This window comes from Streptomyces sp. yr375, assembly GCF_900110755.1.
Lineage (GTDB): Bacteria > Actinomycetota > Actinomycetes > Streptomycetales > Streptomycetaceae > Streptomyces.
On record NZ_FOFF01000019.1, the window covers coordinates 45,829 to 68,413 of the forward strand.

At 71.0% G+C, this 22,585-nt stretch carries 24 protein-coding genes; 10 read left to right on the forward strand and 14 right to left on the reverse strand.

Going from position 1 to position 22,585, the window contains the following annotated elements:
* Positions 1-92: 92 nt before the first annotated feature.
* Both BMZ82_RS20020 and BMZ82_RS20025 read left to right on the forward strand, forming a co-directional pair.
* Complete coding sequence (locus BMZ82_RS20020; protein WP_093777791.1) at positions 93-305, forward strand: EF-hand domain-containing protein; 213 nt, start codon at positions 93-95, stop codon at positions 303-305.
* Positions 306-497: 192 nt separating this feature from the next.
* A complete protein-coding gene (locus BMZ82_RS20025) occupies positions 498-1,160 on the forward strand; it encodes an NADPH-dependent F420 reductase (RefSeq protein ID WP_093777635.1) in 663 nt (220 codons plus the stop codon).
* Here BMZ82_RS20025 and BMZ82_RS20030 read toward each other — a convergent pair.
* From BMZ82_RS20030 to BMZ82_RS20080, 12 genes are all read right to left on the reverse strand, one after another.
* Complete coding sequence (locus BMZ82_RS20030) at positions 1,150-2,277, reverse strand: hypothetical protein (protein WP_093777637.1); 1,128 nt, start codon at positions 2,275-2,277, stop codon at positions 1,150-1,152. The two genes, BMZ82_RS20025 and BMZ82_RS20030, sit on opposite strands and share 11 nt — an antisense overlap.
* Complete coding sequence (locus BMZ82_RS20035) at positions 2,274-3,191, reverse strand: phytanoyl-CoA dioxygenase family protein (RefSeq protein ID WP_093777639.1); 918 nt, start codon at positions 3,189-3,191, stop codon at positions 2,274-2,276. Before BMZ82_RS20035 ends, BMZ82_RS20030 begins: the two co-directional genes overlap by 4 nt.
* Positions 3,192-3,193: 2 nt before the next feature.
* Positions 3,194-3,631: a lasso peptide biosynthesis B2 protein gene (locus tag BMZ82_RS20040; protein WP_218159038.1), complete on the reverse strand. Its 438-nt coding sequence runs from the start codon at positions 3,629-3,631 to the stop codon at positions 3,194-3,196.
* Position 3,632: 1 nt separating this feature from the next.
* Positions 3,633-3,929: a PqqD family peptide modification chaperone gene (locus tag BMZ82_RS20045; RefSeq protein ID WP_093777641.1), complete on the reverse strand. Its 297-nt coding sequence runs from the start codon at positions 3,927-3,929 to the stop codon at positions 3,633-3,635.
* A 2-nt stretch (positions 3,930-3,931) separates the two neighbouring features.
* Positions 3,932-5,740 (reverse strand): asparagine synthase-related protein, encoded by a 1,809-nt coding sequence (locus BMZ82_RS20050; protein ID WP_177244569.1) that lies wholly within the window; start codon positions 5,738-5,740, stop codon positions 3,932-3,934.
* Between the two features lie 103 nt (positions 5,741-5,843).
* Complete coding sequence (locus tag BMZ82_RS40265; protein ID WP_143098880.1) at positions 5,844-5,966, reverse strand: lasso RiPP family leader peptide-containing protein; 123 nt, start codon at positions 5,964-5,966, stop codon at positions 5,844-5,846.
* Between the two features lie 192 nt (positions 5,967-6,158).
* Positions 6,159-7,169, reverse strand: coding sequence for a COX15/CtaA family protein (locus BMZ82_RS20055; RefSeq protein ID WP_256252010.1), 1,011 nt, complete (start codon positions 7,167-7,169; stop codon positions 6,159-6,161).
* Positions 7,170-7,283: 114 nt separating this feature from the next.
* Positions 7,284-8,336 (reverse strand): 3-oxoacyl-ACP synthase III family protein, encoded by a 1,053-nt coding sequence (locus tag BMZ82_RS20060; RefSeq protein WP_143098881.1) that lies wholly within the window; start codon positions 8,334-8,336, stop codon positions 7,284-7,286.
* 90 nt (positions 8,337-8,426) lie between these two features.
* A complete protein-coding gene (locus BMZ82_RS20065; protein WP_093777647.1) occupies positions 8,427-9,239 on the reverse strand; it encodes an arylamine N-acetyltransferase family protein in 813 nt (270 codons plus the stop codon).
* A 27-nt stretch (positions 9,240-9,266) separates the two neighbouring features.
* On the reverse strand, positions 9,267-10,079 hold the full coding sequence (locus BMZ82_RS20070; protein WP_177244570.1) for an arylamine N-acetyltransferase family protein: 813 nt from the start codon (positions 10,077-10,079) through the stop codon (positions 9,267-9,269).
* Between the two features lie 7 nt (positions 10,080-10,086).
* The gene (locus BMZ82_RS20075) at positions 10,087-11,151 is read right to left on the reverse strand and encodes an amidohydrolase family protein (protein ID WP_093777651.1); all 1,065 of its coding nucleotides are present in this window, start codon (positions 11,149-11,151) and stop codon (positions 10,087-10,089) included.
* A 16-nt stretch (positions 11,152-11,167) separates the two neighbouring features.
* Positions 11,168-11,620 (reverse strand): YybH family protein, encoded by a 453-nt coding sequence (locus BMZ82_RS20080; RefSeq protein WP_093777653.1) that lies wholly within the window; start codon positions 11,618-11,620, stop codon positions 11,168-11,170.
* A gap of 219 nt (positions 11,621-11,839) precedes the next feature.
* Between BMZ82_RS20080 and BMZ82_RS20085 the strand changes: the two genes are divergently transcribed.
* Together BMZ82_RS20085 and BMZ82_RS20090 are read left to right on the forward strand one after the other, a co-directional pair.
* Positions 11,840-12,520, forward strand: a complete 681-nt coding sequence (locus BMZ82_RS20085; RefSeq protein WP_093777655.1) for an NAD(P)H-dependent oxidoreductase — start codon at positions 11,840-11,842, stop codon at positions 12,518-12,520.
* Positions 12,521-12,681: 161 nt separating this feature from the next.
* The gene (locus BMZ82_RS20090; protein ID WP_093777657.1) at positions 12,682-13,380 is read left to right on the forward strand and encodes an NAD(P)-dependent oxidoreductase; all 699 of its coding nucleotides are present in this window, start codon (positions 12,682-12,684) and stop codon (positions 13,378-13,380) included.
* Positions 13,381-13,513: 133 nt separating this feature from the next.
* Here BMZ82_RS20090 and BMZ82_RS20095 read toward each other — a convergent pair whose 3' ends face one another.
* Both BMZ82_RS20095 and BMZ82_RS20100 read right to left on the reverse strand, forming a co-directional pair.
* Complete coding sequence (locus BMZ82_RS20095; RefSeq protein WP_256252019.1) at positions 13,514-14,482, reverse strand: 3-oxoacyl-ACP synthase III family protein; 969 nt, start codon at positions 14,480-14,482, stop codon at positions 13,514-13,516.
* Positions 14,483-14,651: 169 nt separating this feature from the next.
* The gene (locus BMZ82_RS20100; RefSeq protein ID WP_093777659.1) at positions 14,652-15,365 is read right to left on the reverse strand and encodes a TetR/AcrR family transcriptional regulator C-terminal domain-containing protein; all 714 of its coding nucleotides are present in this window, start codon (positions 15,363-15,365) and stop codon (positions 14,652-14,654) included.
* A 180-nt stretch (positions 15,366-15,545) separates the two neighbouring features.
* Between BMZ82_RS20100 and BMZ82_RS20105 the strand changes: the two genes are divergently transcribed.
* The 6 genes from BMZ82_RS20105 to BMZ82_RS20130 all read left to right on the forward strand — a co-directional run bounded on the left by BMZ82_RS20105 (position 15,546) and on the right by BMZ82_RS20130 (position 22,564).
* A complete protein-coding gene (locus BMZ82_RS20105; protein WP_093777661.1) occupies positions 15,546-16,187 on the forward strand; it encodes an NAD(P)-dependent oxidoreductase in 642 nt (213 codons plus the stop codon).
* 380 nt (positions 16,188-16,567) lie between these two features.
* Positions 16,568-17,695 (forward strand): IS701 family transposase, encoded by a 1,128-nt coding sequence (locus tag BMZ82_RS20110; RefSeq protein ID WP_177244571.1) that lies wholly within the window; start codon positions 16,568-16,570, stop codon positions 17,693-17,695.
* Positions 17,696-17,991: 296 nt separating this feature from the next.
* Entirely contained in the window at positions 17,992-19,173 is a 1,182-nt protein-coding gene (locus BMZ82_RS20115) for a 3-deoxy-7-phosphoheptulonate synthase (RefSeq protein ID WP_093777798.1), read from the forward strand.
* Positions 19,174-19,190: 17 nt separating this feature from the next.
* On the forward strand, positions 19,191-19,961 hold the full coding sequence (locus BMZ82_RS20120) for a 2,3-dihydro-2,3-dihydroxybenzoate dehydrogenase (protein WP_093777665.1): 771 nt from the start codon (positions 19,191-19,193) through the stop codon (positions 19,959-19,961).
* Positions 19,962-20,045: 84 nt separating this feature from the next.
* On the forward strand, positions 20,046-20,669 hold the full coding sequence (locus BMZ82_RS20125) for an isochorismatase family protein (RefSeq protein ID WP_093777667.1): 624 nt from the start codon (positions 20,046-20,048) through the stop codon (positions 20,667-20,669).
* On the forward strand, positions 20,666-22,564 hold the full coding sequence (locus BMZ82_RS20130; protein ID WP_093777669.1) for an anthranilate synthase family protein: 1,899 nt from the start codon (positions 20,666-20,668) through the stop codon (positions 22,562-22,564). Before BMZ82_RS20125 ends, BMZ82_RS20130 begins: the two co-directional genes overlap by 4 nt.
* Positions 22,565-22,585: the final 21 nt, after the last annotated feature.

The following is a 22,585-nucleotide window of genomic DNA, read 5'->3' on the forward strand; positions in this document are numbered from 1 at the left end:
GCGCGCTCACCAGGGCCGTTAATCTGACCTGCGTCAGTAGGACAGCAAGACCGTACGCATGACCGCAAGGCATGACGAAGAGGGGCGGACCGGTGGCCGACATCGAAGAAGCGCGCAAGCAGTTCCAGCGGATCGACACGGACGGGGACGGCTTCATCACCGCGGCCGAGTTCAAGAGCGCCCTGGCCCAGGAGGGCGACTGGAACGTCACCGAGACGGTCGCCGAGGCCATCATCAAGAGCCGCGACCTCAACGGCGACAAGGTCCTGTCGTTCGACGAGTTCTGGACCCACCTCAGCAAGTGACCTGAGCGAGTCACGTGAGCCGACAGGGGGGTGCCGCGTTTGGGGGTGCCCCCCTTCGGCGTGCCGGGATTCGTCGCGTAAGCGGAATCGCGTAAGCGGAATAGGGTGCCGCCGGGTCGGGTTGACGCCGACACGAGGCATGTATGTGCGTGCATCGAATCCGGCTCGATACCGAAGCAGACAGGACCTGTCATGAAGATCGGCATCATCGGCGCGGGCAACATCGGTGGCAACCTCACCCGCCGCCTCACCGCCCTCGGCCACGACGTCTCCGTCGCGAACTCCCGTGGCCCGCAGACCCTCGCGGAACTCGCCGAGGAGACCGGGGCGACCCCCGTCACCGTCGAGGAGGCGGCGCGCGACGCCGAGATCGTGGTCGTCACGATCCCGGTGAAGGCGGTACCGAGCCTGCCGTCCGGCGTCCTGGACGGCGCGGCCGACGGCGTCACCGTCATCGACACCAACAACTACTACCCGCAGCAGCGCGACGGCCGGATCGCGGAGATCGAGGACGAGGGCGTCACCGAGAGCCGCTGGACGGAACGCCGGATCGGCCACCCCGTGATCAAGGCGTTCAACGGCACCTACGCCCAGGACATCCTGGACCGCCCGCTCCCGGCGGGCGACCCCGCTCGCCTGGCGCTCCCGGTCGCGGGCGACGACGCGGCGGCGAAGGCGAAGGTGCGCGCCCTCATCGACGACCTCGGCTTCGACACCGTCGACGCGGGCGGCATCGACGAGTCCTGGCGGCAGCAGCCCGACACCCCCGTCTACGGACTCCAGGCCGGCGTCGACGACGTCACCAAGGCGCTGGCGGCGGCGAGCCCGGAGCGCCCCGCGACGTTCAGGGCGTAGCAGCAGGGAAGGCCGCGCGGGCGGACTCCACGGCGGCTGCCGAGAGGTAGACGGTGAGCGGCGCGTCCGGGCGCAGGAGTTTCGTGCCCACCCAGTGGAACGGGTTCTGCGGGGCTCCCGCCGGCGCGGTCTCGGCGTACTGGGCGACCAGGCGCTCCAGCCGCCGGAACAGGTCCGGTGCGAGGGCGGCCCGCAGCCGGGCGGTGATGTCCGTCCGGCTCGGGGCGTACCGGTTGCTGGGGAGGTACAGCGTGGCGTCGTCGGGGCGGTCGGGCCGGCGGGAGGTCATGCTCCAGCACAGGGTGGGCCGGGGCCCGTCGGCCGCCAGCGCCGCCGATCCGGCGACGGCCATGCGCGTGACGAAGTCCGCCGCCGTGCGGCCCGCCGTGTCCGACAACACGGCGGCCCGCGCGGCGAGTTCGGCGCCGGAGCGTTCGTGGACCGTGGTGTAGAACTTGCTCCGGGCGTCGGCGGAGTCCTGGAGGTCGACGGCGAACACCGCCGGCATGAGCGCGGCGACGCCCGCCGGGTCGTGCCGGCCCACCCAGGTCCACGCGGGCCCGTGGCCCAGCCGGTGCAGGGCGTCCCCGAGCAGCTCCCGGTGGTGTCCGGTACCGGCCGCGAAGGTGTCGAAGTAGACCTTGACGCGGGCGATCCCGTACGGACCGGCGGTCGCCGCCAGACACGTCCCGAACGACGCCTGCGGGCTGCGGGGCCGGAACAGGTCGCCGAGGTCACGGGCGCGGCGGAGGTGGGCCAGGCCGCGCCGTTCGAGGTCCGCGAGGGTGCGCCGGCCCGCGTCCCAGCTCGCCTGCGCGGACGTCGCGCCCGTCGCGGCCAGCGGCCGGTAGAAGAGGCGGACCTCGACGCGGTCGCCGTCCAGCACGAGCGAGTACTCGAACGGGGCCGGGGCGGCGGGCTGTTCGGGCTTGGCGGGGTCGCGCGTGGTGCGGTGGCCCCAGTCGCCGAAGAGCACCGACACGGTGTCCTCGGCCGACGCGTGGAAGGCGGGGCCCAGTTCGAGGACGTCCCCGAGGTGTCTGAGGCCGTCGACGGCCAGGCGCGCGTAACCGCGCGCGGCCCGGGTGTCCGCAGGGGTGTGCGCCGCCGTCGTCATGAGGCCGTGTCCGCCGTGTCCGCCGTGTCCGTCGGCAGGTAGGGCTCGACGTCGATGCCCGGGTACATCTCCGCCAGGTGTTTGACGGTCTCCTCGGTCCAGTAGTCGTCGCCGGGAGGCGGGAAGCCCAGCAAGTGCCGCTGGTGCGGCTCCAGTTCGATCATCAGGTCGCGGAAGGTGCCCCAGTCGGGGTGCGCCGGACGCAGCGACCACAGGTGCTTGTCCGTCCAACGGGCCTGCGCGCCATGGATGTTGAAGAACAGGGCGAGACGGCGGCCGAGTTGGGCGTGGTAGGCGGAGCCGCGGTGGACGATGTCGCCCACGAACAGCAGCAGCGAGCCCTTGGCGGCCACCACGGGCCGCTCCCGCTCGTAGAGTTCGGGGTACGACTCCTTGGTGTACGCCCCCGTCCCCTCGGCGGTGAGCAGCGGCAGGCCGAGGTGCGCGGCGCGGTCGACGACGTAGGTCGGGGCGGTGTCCTCCGTCACGTCGGTCAGGTAGAGGATCCCGTACACCCGCTGGTAGACGCCGTCGGCGCGGGGATGCACCAGACTGCTCGCCGCCCAGGCGTCGTTGTGCAGCCGCTGGTCCGTGCTCTCCCCGTACGCCGTTCCGTACTTGGCCTGGATGAACGCGCTGGTCATCCGTAGGTCGGAGGTGCCCAGCAGCTCCTCGACGACGCCGATCACGCGGGGGTCGAGGGGGTGCCGGTTCAGGGCGTTGGCGGTGAAGGGGAACGGGACGGCGTGCTTGAGGGCGGCCACGTCCTGCGCGCTGCTGCCGTCGGCCTCGGGGTCGGGGAAGTACGTCTCGATCGCCGCGACGGCCTCCGTCAGGGCGGTGCCCGTCAGGAAGTCGGGGACGAGCGCGTAGCCCTTCGTCGCCAGCTCCGCCGCGATGCTCTTGGGGTCCATGGTCACTTTCCCTTCCCGGTGGGGTGGTGGGGGCAGGCGATGACGATGTTCTTGCGGAAGGCGTCCAGCCGGAGCGATTCGCCGACGGGCTTGCCGTCGACCTCGACCCAGGCGTGCGCCGCGAACGGCACGAGGCAGACGCCGGACACCCAGTCGGGCCAACTGCCGTGCAGCCGGGCCAGGATGGCCGTCGCGACCGACCGTTCCAGGCAGTACTGGCCGGCGGCCCGGCGGCTGACGGACACGATGTCGTCGCGTGCCCGCAGGGCCTCGGCGTGGGTGGCGGGCCGCGCGCCCCGGGCCAGCCGGCGCAGCGCCCGCTCCATCGTGTGCGGGCTGCGGGAGCCGAGGAGCCGGCCGGCGGCGACGGCCAGCAGCGGGAGCGGCCTGCGGTGCAGCGGCAGCGGGGTGCGCGGCTCCAGCGTCATGGGCAGTGTCATGTCAGATCAGCACTCCGGAGTTCCGCATGGTGGCGATGACCTTCTGGACGTCGTCCGGGATCCGGTCCGCCGCGCCCGGATGGCGGGCCTGGAGGGCGCTCACGATCGCCTCCGGGGACTGCCCGGCGCGGAGCAGCTCGAAGACCGTGACGGCCATCGGGTTGAGCCGGAAGTAGGTGCCGGACTTCTTGTTCAGCAGCACGGCCCCGGCCATGTCGTCGGCGTCCTGGTTCTGGTTCTGGTTCGGGTTCTCGTGCTCGTCCTTGGTGAGGACCACGTGGGGAGAGATTCTGAGCATGGTCAGGCCAGCCGTCCGTTCGTGAGGCGTCGGTCGGTGGTGCGGTCGGCGACGGCGCGCATCCAGGTCTCCGCGGCGACGGTCAGTTCCAGGGCGTTCGTCTCGTACTCGGGGCGCATGGTGTCCCGGAGCGTCGAGCGGAGCCGGTCGATGTCCACCAGGCCGTGTGCGGCGAGCAGGGAGTCCTCGAACAGGCCGAGGAGGGCTTTGCGGTTGCGGGCCAGGCCGCGGTGCACCGACATGCTGAACTCGCCCTTGGTGGAGCGGGAGAGCGCGGTCTTCGACGCGTCCGCGCGCATCGCGGCCCTCAGCGCCGGTTTGAAGCCGCGGCCCGGCTGCGCCTCGGTGCGGGAGATCGCCAGCGCGGCTTCGAGGACGTGGTCGTCCATGTAGGGCAGCGACAGCAGGATGCCCTGGTGCTGCATGAGCGCGCGCAGCGGGCCGAGCCGCTGGCCGCCGATGCGGTGCCCCGCGATGGAGGTGTGCACCGAGCGGGTGGCGGCCTGCGGGGTGCGGCCGGAGTCGGCGGCGTGCGCCAGCGAGCGGATCGCCTCGACGCCGGCGGGCGTGGTCCAGGGTGTCGTGCGCAGGCGCGGCCCCCAGCCGACGGTCGGGCCGGTGGTGTCCGGGCGCGGCAGGTGCAGGCCGCGCACCTGCTCCTCGAACCAGCCCGCGTACGACTGCTGCCGGGCCAGCGCGCGCACCACGGACGGCAGCGGCCAGCGGCGCAGCCGGGCCAGGTCGCGGATGCCGCGGACCGCTTTGAGCGGGGAGGTGGCGTACAGGTCGCTGAAGTAGGAGGGCGCCACCGTGAACAGTTCGTCGCCGCCGAAGCCGCCGAGGTGCACGGTGGCCCCGGTGGCCGCGAAGATCCGCGACATGGCGATCTTCCGGGTGCGGTTTCGGATCAGGGTGTACGGCTCGCCGAGCCCGTACGGCACCGACCGGACCAGCCCCTCGGCGGGGTCCCAGATGCCGTCGTAGGGGCCGGGCACGTCCTCGGGGCGCAGCACCGTCAGGTCCTTGGCCCGGCCCATCTCCTGCGCGGCGAGGACCGCCCAGCGGGCGTCGTCGTGGTTGGGGTCGACGGTCTGCTCGACGAAGGAGCGGAAGGCCGCGCCCTGTTCGGCGAGCAGGAAGCAGAGCGACGTGGAGTCCATGCCGCCGGACAGGTCTGCCGACAGGCCGTCCGCCGTGGCGACCCGGACGGCCACCGCCGCGTCCAGCGCGGCCCGCAGGCGCGGCGCGCCGTCGTGGATCGACAGGTCCGAGGGCGGCGGCGACCACCAGGTGGAGCGCTCGACGCGGTCGCCGGTCACCCGCAGCCACTGGTCGGCGGGGAGCCGGCGGACGCCGGTCCAGTAGGTGCCCTCGGTCAGCCCGTAGTCGAAGCCCGGGTGGACCATGCCCCAGGCGGCCATCTCGACGCGCGGGGCGGCGCCCGTCAGCCGGGCCAGGAACTCGACCGAGTCGGACACCGCGTAGCCGCCGGTGTCCGCGCGCCGGGCGTAGTACACCTGGCGCAGACCGGACGCGCTGCCCTGCACGTACAGCGAGCGGCCGTCCGTATACAGGAGGTGGAAGCTGCCCGCGAGGGCGTGCGCGGCGGCCAGCAGGCCGTCGACGTCGTCGTACCGGTCGAGGAGACGTGCCAGGCGCCTCGCATCGGCGTCCGTCTCGCCGAAGAGCGCGAGACGCCTGGCACCGGCTTCCGCAACGATCAGGCGGGAATGCGAGACGTCTGCGACGACCCAGGTCCGGCCTGACGCATAACTCAGGGTCGAGTTGTGCGGTGCGGTATCGTCGGCCATTTCGGGGATACTCGGGAATACGTCATCGACGTCTTCCGGAAAAGCGGCGAACCATGACGCACCCATGAACTCCCCCTTCCTGACCGAATGACATGCGCCGTTATCAGATGATGGCTACGCCCTCACCGTCGTTGCTGGCCCAGCCGTACCACATGGTGAGCTCGGAGAACTCGCCGACGGGCAGCATCTCGGGCGCCTCGTATTCCGTGATTTCGTTCTCGATCATGTTTCTCACTCCTTTGATCGTTGGGTCGAAAGGAACCCTAACCACAGGTCCGTGTGGGGCACAAGGATGTCTCCCGAGGGCGTCCGGAACTTATTGCTCCACTTTTGGGCAATTAAAGACATGACAAAGAAAGAAAGGTGGTGTCCGCCTCTTGCGAGGCGATCACCACCTGGGTCTTCGATTTCCGGGACGTTACCGGGCGGACGTCGTGTCGGCGGGCAGGGGCTGCGGTTCGGCCCGGTCGGGCGGTGACGGTTGGCGTGAAGTCGACGCCGTTACCGTGAGGTACACCTGGAGCGCGCCGGTCCACACGAGCGCCGATCCCAGGAGGTGCAGGACGACGGCGAGCGCCGGCAGGCCGGTCAGCGACTGCACCAGACCGACGGCGCCCTGCGCCAGTACGGCCGCCAGGAAGAACACCGTCTTACGGCGGGCCGCGGCGAAGCCGTCGCGCGGCAGGGCGTACAGCAGGAAGCCCGCGCCCGCCATGACGGCGGCGGCCAGCAGCCCGTGGACGGTCGTCACCAGCGTCCAGTTCAGCGGCATGCGGGGGACGTCGGAGGAGTCGCCCGCGTGCGGCCCCGACCCGGTGGCGAGGGTGCCCACCACCAGCAGCAACGCGTTCACGGCGAGCAGGGACACCGAGACGGTACGGCAGGCCGGCGGCAGCGCCACAGTCGTGGCCGGCGGCAGTGGTACGGCCGTGGCCGGCTCGCTCTCGCCGCCGTGGTGCCGAGCCTCGTACCAGGTGATGACCGCCGCTGTGAGCAGCAGCATCGCGGCCAGGAAGTGCGCCGCGACGATGTACGGGCTCAGCCGCATCCAGACGGTGACGCCGCCCACCACCGCGTTCAGCACGACGACCCAGAACTGCGCCCACGCCCAGCGCAGCACCCGCGGCATCGGCGTGCGCTGGATCCGGGCCGTGATGATGACCCAGCCCACGACGGCGCACAGCGCCCCGGTGAGCAGCCGGTTGCCGAACTCGATCGCGCCGTGCAGCCCCATCTCCGCCGTGGGCGCCAGCGTGCTGTCCGTGCACGTGGGCCACTCCGGGCAGCCCAGGCCCGAGCCCGTGACGCGGACGATGCCGCCGGTGACGACGATGGCGATGGCGGCCACGACCGAGGCCAGCGCCGCCCGTTGGACGCTGCGCGGCCCGAGCGAGTACCGGCCCGCCAGCCAGGAGAGAGGTGTGCGCACGACGGTCCCTTCCGTACTCCGGTGGTTCGGGCGCCAGAGTAGGCGGAAAGAGGCGGCGGACGTGCCGATCCGGACAGCGGCCGTGGCCGGACAGTGGTCCGCCGGGGCCGGCCGTCACCCCGCTCCGGGCAGCGCCATGCCCGGGACCTCCGCCGCGACCAGGTCCGCCGGGAGCCGGAAGACGAGTGAGCCGTAGAGGAAACCCGCCCCGATCGCGCCGAGCACGATGACGTCGCCGCGCCGGGCCCGGCCCTCGGCGGCCAGCCGCCACAGGGCCGTCAGCGGCGAGGCCGCGGCGGTGTTGCCCAGGGTGTCGGCGGTGACCGGGACCCGTTCGGGCTCGGCGCCGGCGATCCGCCCGATGTGCCGCACCAGCTTGGCGTTCGCCTGGTGGACGGCGAACCCGCTCACCTCGTCGACCGTGACCCCGGCCAGCGACAGCGCCTCGCTCAGCGACTTCGGCACCCGGGTCATCGCCTCCCGCAGCACCACGTTGCCGTCCATGAAGATGTACGGCGAGCGCGGGGTGTCGGTCGGCGACGTCGGCACCTCCTGGTCCACCCGCCAGGCCGACGCCATCCGGACGCCGTCCGAGTAGACGTTGCCGAGGTCGTAGCTGAGCAGGCCGTCCGCGCCGTCCGTCCGGCGCAGCACCACCGCGCCCGCCGCGTCGCCGAAGAAGATCCGGGTCAGGCGGTCCTGCGGGTCGGTGATGCCCGAGCCGCGCTCGGCGCAGACCACCAGCGCGGTGTCCAGCCCCGGCTCCTGGAGCAGGCAGGACGCCGTGTACATGCCGTACGCGGACGAGGCGCACGCGTGCTGGGTGAGGTCGAGGATCCGCGGGGTCTCGATGCCGAGGCGCTCGGCGAGGCTCACGCCCAGCGAGGGCATGATCCAGTCCGGGCTGGTGCAGGCGACCACCAGGACGTCGATGTCACGGGCGCCGATCTCGGCCGCCGCCATCGCCTTGCGGGCCGACTCGACGGCGAGGTCGAGAACGGTCTCGTGTGACTGGAGAAACCGCCGCTGAAGAATTCCGGTCTTCTCCTCGATCCACTCCGGCGTGGTGTCCAGGGTTTCGCACAGTTCCGCATTGGTGACGACCCTTTCGGGCAATGCCAGCGCGACGCTGCGCGGACTGACCGGTGCGAGTTCCCATTTGGGCATGACGAAGTCCTCCACGGGGCCGGGTTCGGGGTGTCGAGAGTTTTGGGAATGGTGGAAGTGGTGGGAGTGGTGAGGGCGAAAGGGGGGCGCCTATTTCTCCTCAAACGCCATGCGTACGGAGGCCCTCAGATACGGGCTCGGCGTGGGCCGCTTGTCGAGCGTGACGCCGAACCACTTCTCGTACGCCGCCAACACCGCGTCGTCGTCGGCGAGTTTCTCGGTCGCCGTCTCCTTTCCGCGGGTGACGCTGAGCACGTCGTTCTTGAGCACGACCCAGCCGTCGTCGGTGGGTAGGGAGCAGAACATGTTCTGCAGGAGCATCGAGTCGGGGCTCGTCCGGTACCAGTGGATGACCTGGTCGAAGTCCGACAGCGACGTCGGATCGTCGTAGAGGCGGTACTGCGGTTTTCCGTCGCGCAGGACGTCGGTGGCCCGCTCGTCGACCCTCCGGACGCTGAACACGCCGTGCGGATCCGCCTGTGCCTCCGGGGTGTCCAGCGCGATCGGATACCGGCTGCCCCTGCCGAACCCGACGTCGACGATCCAGCGACGCCCCTCGACCTCGGCGGTGAGCAGCATGTGGTTGTACGGATCGCGCAGCCGGCCGCCGATCCAGACCCGCCCGTGCCGCAACTCCACGGCGAAGCCCAGGGATTGGAGCAGGAAGAAGAACGAGCTGTTCAGCTCGCCGCAAGCGCCGCCGCGGCGCTGGTGCACGATCTTCTCGACGATCCGTTCGTCCTTGTAGTAGATCTCCCTGCCGAGGTGGTAGTCGAGGCTCTCGAAGGGCACCGACAGCAGATGCCGCTCATGGAGGTGGCGCAGCGCGGCGAGGTCGGGCCGCTCGGGCCGGTCGGCCGAGATCCGTTTCAGATAGGCGGCCGTCGTCACTTCGTCCAGCATGCCGTTTCCCCTGTCGGTCAGTGGCGGTCAGTGGTTGTCGAACGAGAAGCGGAGCGAGTCGTTCGTGTACGGGGTCGGCACGGGGCGTTCCGCCAGCCGCATCCCGAACCACTTCTCGTACGCCGCCAACACCGCGTCGTCGTCGGTGAGTTGCTCGGTCCGTCGGCGTTCCCCTGAGACGACGGTCAGCAGGTCGTCCCGCATGATGACCCAGCCGTCCTCCAGCGGGAGCGAGCAGACGAGGGTCTGGAGGAACGGGGAGTCCGGGCTCGTCCGGTACCACCACATCGTCTGGCGGAACTCGTCCGGCTCGACCGGCTCCTCGTAGAGGACGTACAGCGGTGTCCCGCCCCGGACCACCTCGACGGACCGCCGGTCCAGCCGCCGCGTCGTGAACTCGCCGTGTGGGTCCGGCTGTTGGCCGTCGTGGTCGAGCAGGAGCGGGCGGCGGCTGCTCTTGCCGAACCCGATGTCGGCGATCCATCGCGCGCCGTCGACGGCCACCGTCATCACCACGTGGTGGTACGGGGCGGTGATCCCGCCGTCCGGCAGGTGGACGCGGCCCTGGTGCAGGGTGACGTCGAAGCCCAGGGCCGCCAGCAGGAGATGGAACGCGATGTTGATCTCACCGCACAGGCCCCCGCGCCGCTCGTGGACGATCTTGGCGACGGCCCGTTCGTCCATCCGGATGTCGCCGCCGCGCACATAGTCGAGGTTGTCGAACGGCACCGACAGCACATGCCGTTCGTGCAGGTGGCGCAGGGCGTCCGCGTCCAGACGGGGCGGGTGGTCGGCCCCGATGCGGTCCAGATAGGCGGCGACCGTCTCCTTGTCCAGCACGGCGATCTCACACGTCCTTTCCGTGTCGGTGTCCGTGTCCGTGTTCGCTTCCGTCTCTGCGCTCGTTGTGGCGTGGGAGGAGCCGGGGGAAGAGGGCCTCGGCGTTGGCGTGCTCCAGCCGGTGGCGCTCCTCAGTGCTCAACCCGCCCTGGTCGACGACCTGTTGAGCGGTGTCGCGGATGTAGTGCTCGGGCATGAGCGGGAAGTCCGAGCCGACGAGGATCCGGTCCGCCGGGGCGAAGGACCGCAGGGCCGCGAGGGCGTGCGGGTCGCCGGCCATGGCGATGTCGACGTAGAGCCGTCGCAGTGAGCCGACGGGGTCCTCGGGCAGTCGGTCCGCGAGGGGCGCGCTGATGAGTCCGCCGCAGGCGAGCCGGCCGGCGTAGAAGGGGACGCCGCCCCCGCCGTGCGGCAGGATCACCGGCAGCTCCGGGTACCTCTCCAGCGTCTGGTTGTAGAGGAGTTGGGCCGCCACGCGCACCGTTTCGAAGGGGAACTCGTACAGCGAGGCCGGCAGGCCGAAGTCGGGCTGACCGGTCGACGGCGGCACCGTCGGATGCACGAACAGCGGGGTGCGCCGGTGGGCCGCCGCCGCGAACAGCGGGTCCATCGAGCGGTCGCCCACGTACAGGCCGCCGTAGTTGCTGACCAGGCCCACGCCGTCCAGCCCGAGCACGTCGACGGCGTACTCGAACTCCGCCAGGACCAGGTCCGGATGGGGAAACGGCAGGGTGGCGAACGCGCCGAACCGGCCGGGGTGCGCGGCGACCAGCTCGGCGAGATACTCGTTCACCCGGCGCGCGAACCGCGCGGCCGGCTTCGGCTCCAGGGTCGCCGGCACCCCCGGCCAGACGCTCACCACGGCGGCCCGGATGCCGTGCCGGTCCATCATGGCGAGGCTGCCGCGCGCACTCCAGGTCGGCCGGTCGACGCCGGGAAGGATCGTCGCGACGCCCAGCCGGGCCAGTTCGTCGAGGTAGAACTCCGGGAGGATGTGGTGGTGTACGTCGATGGCGCGCGACCAGGGTGCTGTGGCGGGCGCGTGCAGGTCGTCGTCGGAGGTGTCCGGCATCGGTCGGCCCCGCCGCTCAGGCGCGGGTGGTGCCGGGCGGGTTGCTGATCAGACACCGCCAGACGCCGTCCGCGCCACGGCGGAGGATGTCCGCGGCCGTGCCCTCGACGCGCTGGTGCGTTCCGTCCGGGCCGGTGCCCTCGTGGACGTAGTCGCAGATCAGCAGTGCCGTGTCGGCGACCGTGTAGATGTGCCGCACCGACAGCTTGACCGGCAGCCGGTCCGGCAGGGTCTGCTCGGCCGACTTCCACATCTCCTCGCCCGACAGGTACTGGCCGGGAGCGAGAACACGCAGGGCGTCCGGCTCGAAAAGCTGCTTGATGGCGTCGAGACTGCCCGCGTTGAAAGCCTGCTCGAACGCCGCCGAAATCCCGCCGGGTTCGGTGGGAAGGGTGATCTGCACACCGGCGGAAGTGCCGGCTGCTGTTCCTGCTGCTGTTCCTGCTGCTGTTTCCGTGGAATTCGACATGGGGGACAGCACAATGCACGGGATCGGTGCCGCTCAACCCGCGACTCGCCACTCTGTCAGGTCCGCCGCCCGCCGGAATTCCGTACGCAGCCGCCCCTCGCCTATCTGACGAACTATCCGGCGTCGCCCTGGGCAGAGCGCACGCGGGGCCGTGAGGATGACGCCTCGTAGCCGGGGACGCCACAGGCCCCGTAACGACGAACGGCGAGGAGTTTCTCCATGGTCAAGGTAGCCATTGTCTTCCATTCCCGCAGCGGCAACATCTTCGAGTTGGCGAAAGCGGCGGCCGCCGCGGCCGAAAAGGCGGGTGCGGAGCCGCAGTTGCTCAAGGTCCCCGAACTCCCGGACCCGATGGTGCTGGACAAGGAGGCCTACGCCGAACTGGACGCCGCCACCCGCGACATACCGGTGGCCACGCTGGACGACCTGGTGGCGGCGGACGCGATCATGATCGGCACGCCGGTCCACTTCGGTCTGCCGGCCCCGCAGATCCTGAACTTCGTCGACCGCTCCGGCCCGGTCGCCATTCCGGGGAAGCTGGCGAACAAGGTCGCGACCGTGTTCGCCTCCGGGTCCGCCGCGCACGCCGGCCAGCAGACGGCGATCCTCGCCCTGCACAACGTGCTGTGCCACTGGGGCTGCCTCATCGTGCCCAACGGTTCGAGCGTCGAGATCCTGGCGTCCGAGCACAACGGATCGCCGTACGGCACATGCAGCGTCTCGCGGCACGCGCCGAACAACGTGCACGAGGACAACCGCAAGGCGATCGAGTACCAGACCCTGCGCCTGGTGGAGGTGGCCACCGCCTACCGGACGGGGCTGGAACAGCAGGAGTCCGCCATCGAGTTCCTCGACTTCGCGTTCCTGATGAAGAAGTTCCCCCGTCTGTCCGTGGACTGACGGACCGTCAGAGACGGGAACGGGAAAGACGTGCGCACCCGCGGCAGCTTCAGGGCCGCGGGTGCGCGCCGTATGGCTTTACCCTTTCATGGTACGTTGATCCGGTACTAGACCAACGTTCGAGTGCTAGATCGACGTCCCTCGCACAGGAGGAAACCCCCGTGAAACTGGTCATATTCGGCGCGAACGGCCCGACCGGCCGACTGACCACCGAACAGGCACTCCGTGAGGGTCACGAGGTCACCGCGGTGACCCGGCGGCCCGACGCGTTCGAGCTGAGCGACGCCCGGTTGAGCGTGGTCAAGGCGGACATCCTCGCCCCCGACGACGTGCACCGCGTGGTGGCCGACCACGACGCCGTCATCTCCACGGTCGGCATCCCGTACACCAAGGAGCCGGTGACGGTGTACTCGGAGGGCACCGCGAACGTCATCAAGGCGATGGACGCCCATGGCATCCGGCGTCTGGTCTGCGTCAGCTCGATCGGCGCCAACTACGAGGACGCGCCCGGCGAGGCGTTCGTCTTCCGCAAGGTGATCGTGCCGATCCTGCTCAAGATGGGCCGCCCCCTCTACGAGGACACGAGCCGCATGGAGGACATCGTGGCCGCGAGCGACCTGGACTGGACGGTCGTCCGGCCCGCCGGTCTCTTCGACGCCACGACCACCACCGACTACGTCGTCAGCACCTCCCGCCACCCCGGCTGGTTCACCTCGCGCAACGACCTCGCGGACGCGCTGGTGCGGGAGGCGGTCGACAACCGCAACCTCCGCGCCCGCGTCGAGGTCATCACCACCCAGGGCGTCCCCAGCTACTTCGAGGTCTTCAAGAAGGAAGCGCTGCACATCGGCAAGAAGTGAGCCGCAGCAGCCGTACGAGCGGTACGAACGGTATGAGCCGTACGAGGAGGCCCGGCCCCGTGGCGTGGACGACGGGACCGGGCCTCCTTCGTGTGCGCGCGGCCGGACGTGACGTACCGCGACGGCGTCGGGGTCAGCCGGCGCGCAGCAGTGTCAGGCCCATGGACATGCCGCCGCCGAACGCCGCCAGCAGCGTCAGGTCGCCCGGCGCCACCGCGCCCGAACGGGCCAACTGGTCAAGGGTGATGGGGACCGAGGCCGCGCCGGTGTTGCCGTACCGGGTGACCGTGGTGGCCATCCGCTCGGCGGGGATGCCCAGCCGTTCCGCCATGCTCTCCAGGAGCCGCCCGTTGGCCTGGTGGGGCACGAAGTGCGCGATGTCGTCCTGGCTCACCCCGTTGTCCTTGAGGAACTCCTGTATGCCGGGGACGACTTGGGTCTCGACGAACTCGCTGACGCCCCGGCCGTTCATCGAGAAGTACTGCATCCCCTCGCGCAGCGTCTCCTGCGTCGCCGGCATCCGGCTGCCGCCGCCGGGCACCCCGATCAGCTCGCGCGCGGAGGCGAAGCTCGCCAGCCGCGCGGAGACCAGCCGTTGGCCGCCGCCCGGACCGAGCACGACAGCGCCGGCGCCGTCCCCGAACAGCACGATCGTGCGCCGGTCCATGGGCGAGAGGATGCGCGAGTACACGTCGGCGCCGATGACCAGGGCGTAGTCGGCCGTCGAGTCGGCGAGCGTGCGCTCGGCGATCGACAGGGCGAAAGTGAAGCCGCTGCACACCGAGTTGACGTCGAAGGCGGCCGTGCCGTGACCGGCGCCCAGCTCGTCGGCGACGACACAGGCCGTCGCCGGCTGCGGGGAGTCCGGGGTGGAGGTCGCCACGATGATGAGACCGAGCTCGGCGGCGCCGATCCCGGCCCGCTCCAGGGCCGCCCGGCCGGCCGCGACGGCCAGGTCCGACGTCGCCTCCTCGGGCTTGGCCCAACGCCGTTCACGGATCGCGGTCTTGCGCAGGATCGCCAGCTCGGAGGTCCCGGCCAGCTCGCTGATGTCCTTGTTGGTCATCACCCGACTGGGCACGTACGACCCGGTCGCGAGTATGCCCCGTCCCCGTTCCCGTCCCTGCCCCTGTCCCCGCGCGTCGTCCTGGGCGGCACCGCATGTGATCATGGTCTGCTCCAATGTCGTCCTGACGTCCTGGGATCAGGACACTCGGAGCGCGATCGGAGGTCCAGCAACGACCTGCGGATCTGTCAGATGAGCGGCGGTCTCAGCCGGCGGCGGGGAGTTGGGCCGCCAGACCGTCGAGGACGAGCCGCACGCCCACGTGGAAGTTGTCCTCCCAGTCCTCGTCGAGCATGTACTCGTACGCCACCAGCGTCGGGTAGACGTCCCGCTGCTCGCGCAACTGCTCCTGCGCCGCCGCGCGTTCGGCCTTCGACCACTGGAGGTTGGACTGGCTCGCCGCCGAGCCCAGGACGTGGTTGTACAGTAGCCAGCAGGTGGCCTGGGTCTGCTGCGCCTTGAATCCGGCGCGCGACAGCGTCGCCTGGAGGAACTCCAGCCACGTGAGGAAGTTCGGCCCGATCGACGGCCGTTGACGCAGTGGCAGCGCCGCGGACCAGGGGTGCCGCAGGAGCATGGCCCGACACTCGGAGAGGAGGGCCACGACGTTCTCCTGCCAGTCTCCGTCGTGGCGGTCGGGGAGCGGGGCCCCGGCGAAGATGGCGTCGGTGGCCAGGTCGACGACGTCGTCCTTGGTGTCGATGTGCCAGTACAGCGTCGTGGCGCCGACGCCGAGCCGCTCCGCGAGCCGGCGCATGGTGAGCCGCTCCATGCCCTCCTCGTCGAGCAGGGCGATCGCCGCCTCGATGATGCGCGTCCTGGTCAGCGGCGGTTCCTGGCGCGGCGCGGGCGAGCGGCGCAGCCAGATGCTCTGCTCGGCACCCGAGCCCGTACGACCGTTCCCCCGTGACTTTCCCACGCTGACACCACCCACCTTTCCGGCTCATCGTACGTGGGAGAACACCGCGTAGTACATTGATCGACACACTCGAACAATGTACGAGAGCCCGATCGTTGTTCTACAACCGACCATTGGTCTGCATCCGACCGTCGTTCCGTAGTTCTTCAGCCGATCGGCCCGCCCGCCAGGAAGGAACGCATGAAGCTGGTCGTGTTCGGCGCCAACAGCCCCACGGGACGGCTGGTCACGGCCATGGCCATGACCGCGGGGCACACCGTCACCGCGGTCACCCGGCGGCCCGCCGACTTCCCGTTCTGCGACCACCGGGTGCAGACCGCCGCCGCCGACGTGATGGACGCCGACGCGGTGGACTGGGTGACGGGCGGCCATGACGCGGTCGTCTCGGTGATCGGGGTGCCGCCCTCCGTGCGGCCCGTCACCGTCTGCTCGCAGGCCACCTACAACATCGTCAAGGCGATGATCGGCCACGGGATGCGGCGGCTGCTGTGCGTCGCCTCGGCCGACCTCGACGCGGCCGACCTGTCCCCGGCCGGGCTCCTGCGGCAGCGGGCGATCCGGCCGCTGGTCCTCGCCTCCGGATCCGCCGTCCAGCGGGACGTGCGGCGCATGGAGAACATCGTGCGGGAATCGGGGCTCGACTGGACACTGCTGCGGCCCGGGCGGCTCGTCGCCGGGAGCGAGGTGAGCGACTACCGGATGACCGCGCGTCCGGTGCCGCGCCCGCTCACCTTCCGGACCGATATCGCGCACGCCCTCGTGCGCGAGGTCACGCACGGTGCGTACCTCGGCGAGACCGTGTACGTCTCTTCGCCCAAGTAAAGACGCCGTAAAGACAAGGCAAAGCTGATTGTTGGGTGTAACGTCCACTTTTTCGTAGTTTCCGGGTGCAACGAAGGCGTTCCCCAACGGGGCGACCGGTGTGTTTCCACTCCTCGGAGGCGTAGGTGACAGATCTGCCCGCCCTGTGGTGGTGCAAAGGTTGGCCGGTCGATAAAGTGATCTCCCGTGTTGTACTGACCGTCCGGCAGGCAATATGTTCCAAGCCTGGCGGGACAGCTATTCGGGGGTCACTTTTGAGTGCAGCCGGGTTTCCGCTGACAAGAATGGGAAAACACGGAGAGAGCGCGGATCGATTATTCGGCGAGAATGTTCCGCCGGATGAATTACTGCGCGAGATATCGACTTCGCTCTTCGCCTCCTTGCCGCGCGCCGATCAGCGCAAGAAGGGCGTCGAGTACGTCAGGGGGCTCCTGGAGGTGCCCGGGCGCAAGTCGATCAGGAACATCGCGAGTCTGATCGGCGGCCGGGCGACCGACCAGAGCCTGCACCACTTCATCAGCGAGTCGACGTGGGACTGGGCCCCGGTGCGCCAAGCCCTGGCCCGCTATCTGGTGCCGCGCCTGCCGGTCGAGGCATGGGTCGTGCAGGAGACGGTGATCCGCAAGGCCGGGCAGCACTCGGTCGGCGTGGACCGCAGGTTCGTCCCCGCCGAGGGGCGCGTGCTCAACGCGCAGCAGGCGATCGGCGTCTGGGCGGCCTCCGGCTGCCGCAGCAGCCCCGTCGACTGGGGGCTGCATCTGCCGCCGACCTGGATCGACGACCGGTCACTGCGCGACCGGGCCTCCATCCCCGACAGCACCGAGGCCGAGACCCTGTCCGACCGGGCCGTCCGGCTGTGCGTCGGCATGGTGACGGACTGGGGGATGCCGGTACGCCCAGTGGTGCTGGACGCCGGCGCCCTGAACCTCGCCACGCTCGTCGACCGGCTGGGCCGCAAGGGCATCCCGCTGCTGGCCCGGGTCGACCCGTCGGTCCCGCTGCTCGTCTCGGACGCGGCGCTGACCGGCCACCGCTGCTCGGCGAGCATGCCCGCCGGTGACGTCGTCCGCGCGGCCGCCGGCACCAGACAGCCCGTCCAGTGGCGCGAGTTCGGCAGCTACGGCCGGGTCCGCACGGGCCTGATCTCCAGCGTGGCCGTACGGCTTCCCCTGGGACTCACCGGACGACTGCGGGCCGGCGGCAGCCGCAGGCTGGCTCTGATCGGGCTGGCCAAGGCCGGCCGGCCGGCCGAGCCCGAGCTGTGGCTCACCAATCTGACGGAGCATCACCCGGCGTCGCTGCTAACGCTGTTCAGCCAGTTGGAGCGGGTGCGCGACGACTACCGCGAAGTCGCCAAGAACGTGGGCATCGAGGACTACGTGGGCCGTTCGTTCGACGGCTGGCACCGCCACATGACCCTCGCCTCGGCCGCCCACGCCATCGCCGTACTCAACAGCCCGGGCCAGGTCTGGAACGGGCAGGCGGACCGGGCGCGCTCGGGCACCTGACGAAGTGAGCCGCCGCGCGTTGTCGCGCTCCGGCCCCCGTCACAGGATCGGACCGTCGGCGGACACACACCCGGCCGTCGGGCCGGTTCCCGCACAGGTATGCACAGCGACCCGCGAGATCCGTGCCGCACGGCGAGCGATCCGTGCCACGGCGATCCGTGCCTCACGGCAACCGTGAGACGACACGGCGGACCGATCCATCCACAACGGGAGAGGCTTCAGTGGACAACCCTGTGCCCGGCAGCGGCGATATAAGCGATATAGCTGACATCGGTGGTACCAGTGGTGTCGGTGATATCGATGTCATCGGCGACATCGGCTCGAAACCCGCCCGGCAGCAGCCGAGTTGGGGCGACGCGGAGGGCGTACGGCGGGTGCGGCGGCAACTGCGGGCCGCGCCGGGGCTCGTCACCCCCGAGGACGTGCGCACGCTGCGCTCGGTGCTGGCCGTCGTCGCCGCCGGGGACGCCCACGTGGTGCAGGCGGGCGACTGTGCGGAGGACCCCGCCGAGAGCACCCGGCCCCATGTCGCCCGCAAGGCAGGCCTGTTGGACGTCCTCGCGGGCGCGCTGAAGGGCGTCGGCCACCGGCCGGTGGTCCGGGTGGGGCGGCTGGCCGGCCAGTTCGGCAAGCCCCGTTCCAAACCGACGGAGTGGGCCGGCGACCTCGAACTTCCCGTCTACCGGGGCCACATGGTCAACGGCCCCCAAGCCGACCGGGCGGCCAGACGGCCGGACCCGCAGCGCATGCTGGCCTGCTACCGCGCCTCCCGCACGGTGATGCGCCACCTCGGCTGGCACCGCGGACCGGGGGAGCCCGGCATCGACCCGCCCGTGTGGACCAGCCACGAGGCGCTCGTCCTCGACTACGAGCTGCCGCTCGTGCGCGAGGACCCCTCGGGCAAGCCGGTCCTCACCTCCACGCACTGGCCGTGGATCGGCGACCGCACCCGCCAACTGGACGGCGCGCACGTCGCGTTGCTCGCCGCCGTGGCCAATCCGGTCGCCTGCAAGGTGGGGCCGGGCATGACCACGGAAGAGCTGCTCGCCCTGTGCGAGCGCCTCGACCCGGCGCGTGAACCCGGCCGGCTCACGCTGATCGCCCGCATGGGCGCGCAGCTCGTCGCCCACCGGCTGCCACCGCTCGTGGCGGCGGTACGGGAGGCCGGGCATCCCGTCATCTGGCTCTGCGACCCGATGCACGCCAACACGGTCACCACCCCGGACGGCCGCAAGACCCGCTACCTCGACTGGATCGCCCGCGAGGCACGCGAGTTCCGGTCCGCCGTGCTGTCGGCGCGCGGGACCGCCGGCGGACTGCATCTGGAGACCACCCCGGACGACGTCACCGAATGCGCGCAGAGCCCCTCGGACACCGACCGGGTCGGCGACCGCTACACCAGCCTGTGCGACCCGCGACTGCGCCCGGACCAGGCCGTTTCCGTGATCACGGCCTGGGTGGACCGTACCAACCCGTAGAAGAAGGAGGACCGCAGATGGAGGGCAAGATCGCTCTGGTGACCGGGGCGGCAGGCGGGATCGGGGCCGCGGTGGCCCGCGCGCTCGGCGAACGCGGGGCCACGGTCGCCGTCGTGGACCGCGACGCCGACGGCGTCCTGCGCACCGTGCAGAAGCTGACCGCCGACGGCGTGCGGGCCGAGGGGTTTCCCACCGACCTCACCGACCGCGCCGAGGTCGGCGACGTCGTCGACGTGGTCGAGGAGGTGCTCGGGCCGGTCGACCACCTCGTCAACGCGGCGGGGGTGCTGCACCTGGCCGAGGCCCGGCACCTGACCGACCAGGACTGGGACGCCACCTTCGCGGTGAACGCCACCGGCGTGTTCCTCATGTCGCGCGCCGTCGTCAACCGGATGGTGCCGCGCGGTCGCGGCGCCATCGTCACCGTCGCCTCGAACGCGGCGGGCACCGCACGCACCCACATGGCCGCGTACGCCGCTTCCAAGGCAGCCGCGACGATGTTCACCAAGTGCCTGGGTTTGGAGGTCGCCCGGCACGGCATCCGGTGCAACGTGGTGGCCCCCGGGTCCACCGACACCCCGATGCTCAGCTCCATGTGGCACGACGCGAGCGGACGCCGCGGCACCGTCGAGGGCCGCCCCGACGAGTACCGGGTCGGCATCCCCCTCGGCAAGCTGGCCGGCCCCGACGACATCGCCGACGCAGTCACGTTCCTACTGTCCGACCAGGCCGGACACATCACCCTGCACAGCCTCACGGTGGACGGCGGCGCCACCCTCGGCAGTTAGCCGCGACCGGCGCGTGACCGGCGCGTGACGGCGAGCGACCGGCGCGCGACCGGACCAGGCGGAGACAAGAGGCGGAGAGAAGACATGAGCGGGATACCTCCCATCGAACCCTACGAACTGCCCCGCGCGGGCGAGTTGCCCGCGCCCGTCCCGTCGTGGACGGTCGATCCCCGGCGCGCGGTGCTGCTGGTGCACGACATGCAGCGCTACTTCCTCCGGGCGTTCCCGGCACCCCTGCGGGAGCAACTGCTGTCCAACGCCGCGCAGTTGCGCACCCGTTGCGCCGAACTCGGCATCCCCGTCGCGTACACGGCGCAGCCCGGCGCCATGGACGACGCGCAGCGCGGTCTGCTGCGGGACTTCTGGGGGCCGGGCATGCGGCGGTCCGCAGCCGACCGCGAGATCACGGCGGAACTGGCGCCGGGGCCCGACGACTGGCTGTTCACCAAGTGGCGCTACAGCGCCTTCTTCCGCACCGGTCTGCTGGAGCGGATGCGCGCGCACGGCCGCGACCAACTGATCGTCTGCGGGGTGTACGCGCACGTCGGCGTGCTGATGACCGCCGTCGACGCGTTCACCCACGACCTGGAGACGTTCCTCGTCGCCGACGCCGTCGCCGACTTCTCCGCCGCCGATCACCGGCTGGCGCTCGACTACGCGGCGCGCTGCTGCGCCGTCGTCCGCACGGTCAAGGAGGTCGTCGCATGACGGGCGGCACGCATGCATCCGATCTGCTCGACAGGGTGCTGGCCCCGCACCCACCGCCGTTCGCCCTGCTGCACCGGCCCGAGGCGGGCGGCGGCGGGCGGCTGGAGGTGCTCGTCGGCGAGGTGCGCAACCGGCCCACCCTCGCGTCGATCCCGCTGCCGACCGAACCGCCCGCCGACGGCCGGGCCCGCCACGACGTGCTGGCCCTGGTGCCCTACCGGCAGATCGGCGAGCGCGGCTACGCCGGCGTCGACGACGGCGCGCCGCTGCTCACCCTGGAGGTGACCGCCCAGGAGTCGCTGCCCCTGGCCGAGGCCCTGCCCCGGCTCGCCCGCACCCCGACCCGGCTGGTCGACGGGCACTTCGCACCCGACGACGAGACGTACGCCGCGACGGTACGGAAGGTCATCGCGGACGAGATCGGCATGGGCGAGGGCGCGAACTTCGTCATCAAACGCTCGTACCGGGCGCGGATCGGCGACTACTCGCTGGCCGGCGCGCTGTCCTTCTTCCGCAACCTGCTGGAGACGGAGACCGGCGCGCACTGGACGCATGTCGTGCACACCGGCGGCCGCACCTTCGTCGGGGCCTCGCCGGAACGGCATGTGAGCCTGTCCGGCGGCACGGTGGTGATGAACCCGATCAGCGGCACCTACCGCTATCCGGCCGCCGGCGCCGACCTCGCCCAGGTGCTGGGGTTCCTCGCCGACCGCAAGGAGACCGACGAGCTGTACATGGTCCTCGACGAGGAACTGAAGATGATGGCCCGGATCTGCGACACCGGGGGCACGGTCGTCGGACCGTATCTGAAGGAGATGGCCCGGCTCGCGCACACCGAGTACCTCATCGAGGGACGCAGCACCCGCGACCCGCGCGAGATCCTGCGGGAGACGCTGCTCGCGCCCACGGTCACGGGCAGCCCGCTGGAGAGCGCCTGCCGGGTGATCGCCCGGTACGAGCCCGAGGGCCGCGGCTACTACAGCGGCGTCGCCGCGCTGATCGGCAGGGACGAACAGGGCGCCCGCGCACTGGACTCCTGCATCCTCATCCGCACCGCGGAGATCGACCCGGACGGCCACCTCGACATCGGCGTCGGTGCCACCGTCGTACGGCACTCCGACCCGGACGCCGAGGCGGCGGAGACGCGGGCGAAGGCGGCCGGGCTGCTCGCCGCGCTGGAGGGCGCGCGGACGGCGCGGTTCGCCGACCATCCGCAGGTGCGCGCCGCGCTGGCCGAACGCAACGCCTCCGTCGCCGAGTTCTGGCTCGGCGGACGGGACGCGGTCGCCACGGTGGTGCCGGCGCTGGCCGGGGCGCGGGTGCTGGTCGTCGACGCGGAGGACACTTTCACCGCGATGCTCGACCACCAACTCCGCTCGCTGGGACTGTCGGTGACGGTGTGTCGGTTTGACGAGGAGAGGGGTACGGCCGCGTGGCGCGACCACGATCTCGTGGTGCTCGGTCCCGGCCCCGGCGACCCCCGGGACGCCGGGCATCCGAAGATCGCACGGCTGCGGACGGTCGTCGACGAGCTGCTGGCCGAGGGCCGCCCGTTCCTCGCCGTGTGCCTCAGTCACCAAGTGCTGTGCACGCGGCTGGGGTTCGAGGTGGCACGCCGTGAGACGCCCAACCAGGGGACGCAACGGGAGATCGACTTCTTCGGGGCGCGCGAGACCGTCGGCTTCTACAACACGTTCGCGGCGCGCTCGTCCGAGGACAAGGTCGAGTGCGCGGGGGTGGGCGCGGTGGAGGTCAGCCGGGACCGCGACACCGGTGAGGTGCACGCGCTGCGCGGACCGCACTTCGCGTCCGTGCAGTTCCACGCCGAGTCGGTGCTCAGCCGCGACGGCGTACGGATCCTGGCCGAACTGCTGACGGGTCTCGTGCGCGGGTGAGGAGCGGGGGAGCGCCGAGGC

Excerpts from the sequence above, each read along its gene's own strand:
- BMZ82_RS20065 (WP_093777647.1), bottom strand. The coding sequence starts at position 9,239 with ATGCTGGACGAAGTGACGACGGCCGCCTATCTGAAACGGATCTCGGCC.
- BMZ82_RS20040 (WP_218159038.1), bottom strand. The coding sequence starts at position 3,631 with ATGACACTGCCCATGACGCTGGAGCCGCGCACCCCGCTGCCGCTGCAC.
- BMZ82_RS20105 (WP_093777661.1), top strand. The coding sequence starts at position 15,546 with ATGAAGCTGGTCGTGTTCGGCGCCAACAGCCCCACGGGACGGCTGGTC.
- BMZ82_RS20075 (WP_093777651.1), bottom strand. The coding sequence starts at position 11,151 with ATGCCGGACACCTCCGACGACGACCTGCACGCGCCCGCCACAGCACCC.
- BMZ82_RS20045 (WP_093777641.1), bottom strand. The coding sequence starts at position 3,929 with ATGCTCAGAATCTCTCCCCACGTGGTCCTCACCAAGGACGAGCACGAG.
- BMZ82_RS20130 (WP_093777669.1), top strand. The coding sequence starts at position 20,666 with ATGACGGGCGGCACGCATGCATCCGATCTGCTCGACAGGGTGCTGGCC.
- BMZ82_RS20030 (WP_093777637.1), bottom strand. The coding sequence starts at position 2,277 with ATGACGACGGCGGCGCACACCCCTGCGGACACCCGGGCCGCGCGCGGT.
- BMZ82_RS20035 (WP_093777639.1), bottom strand. The coding sequence starts at position 3,191 with ATGGACCCCAAGAGCATCGCGGCGGAGCTGGCGACGAAGGGCTACGCG.
- BMZ82_RS20025 (WP_093777635.1), top strand. The coding sequence starts at position 498 with ATGAAGATCGGCATCATCGGCGCGGGCAACATCGGTGGCAACCTCACC.
- BMZ82_RS40265 (WP_143098880.1), bottom strand. The coding sequence starts at position 5,966 with ATGATCGAGAACGAAATCACGGAATACGAGGCGCCCGAGATGCTGCCC.
- BMZ82_RS20080 (WP_093777653.1), bottom strand. The coding sequence starts at position 11,620 with ATGTCGAATTCCACGGAAACAGCAGCAGGAACAGCAGCAGGAACAGCA.
- BMZ82_RS20085 (WP_093777655.1), top strand. The coding sequence starts at position 11,840 with ATGGTCAAGGTAGCCATTGTCTTCCATTCCCGCAGCGGCAACATCTTC.
- BMZ82_RS20120 (WP_093777665.1), top strand. The coding sequence starts at position 19,191 with ATGGAGGGCAAGATCGCTCTGGTGACCGGGGCGGCAGGCGGGATCGGG.
- BMZ82_RS20050 (WP_177244569.1), bottom strand. The coding sequence starts at position 5,740 with ATGGCCGACGATACCGCACCGCACAACTCGACCCTGAGTTATGCGTCA.
- BMZ82_RS20125 (WP_093777667.1), top strand. The coding sequence starts at position 20,046 with ATGAGCGGGATACCTCCCATCGAACCCTACGAACTGCCCCGCGCGGGC.
- BMZ82_RS20060 (WP_143098881.1), bottom strand. The coding sequence starts at position 8,336 with ATGCCCAAATGGGAACTCGCACCGGTCAGTCCGCGCAGCGTCGCGCTG.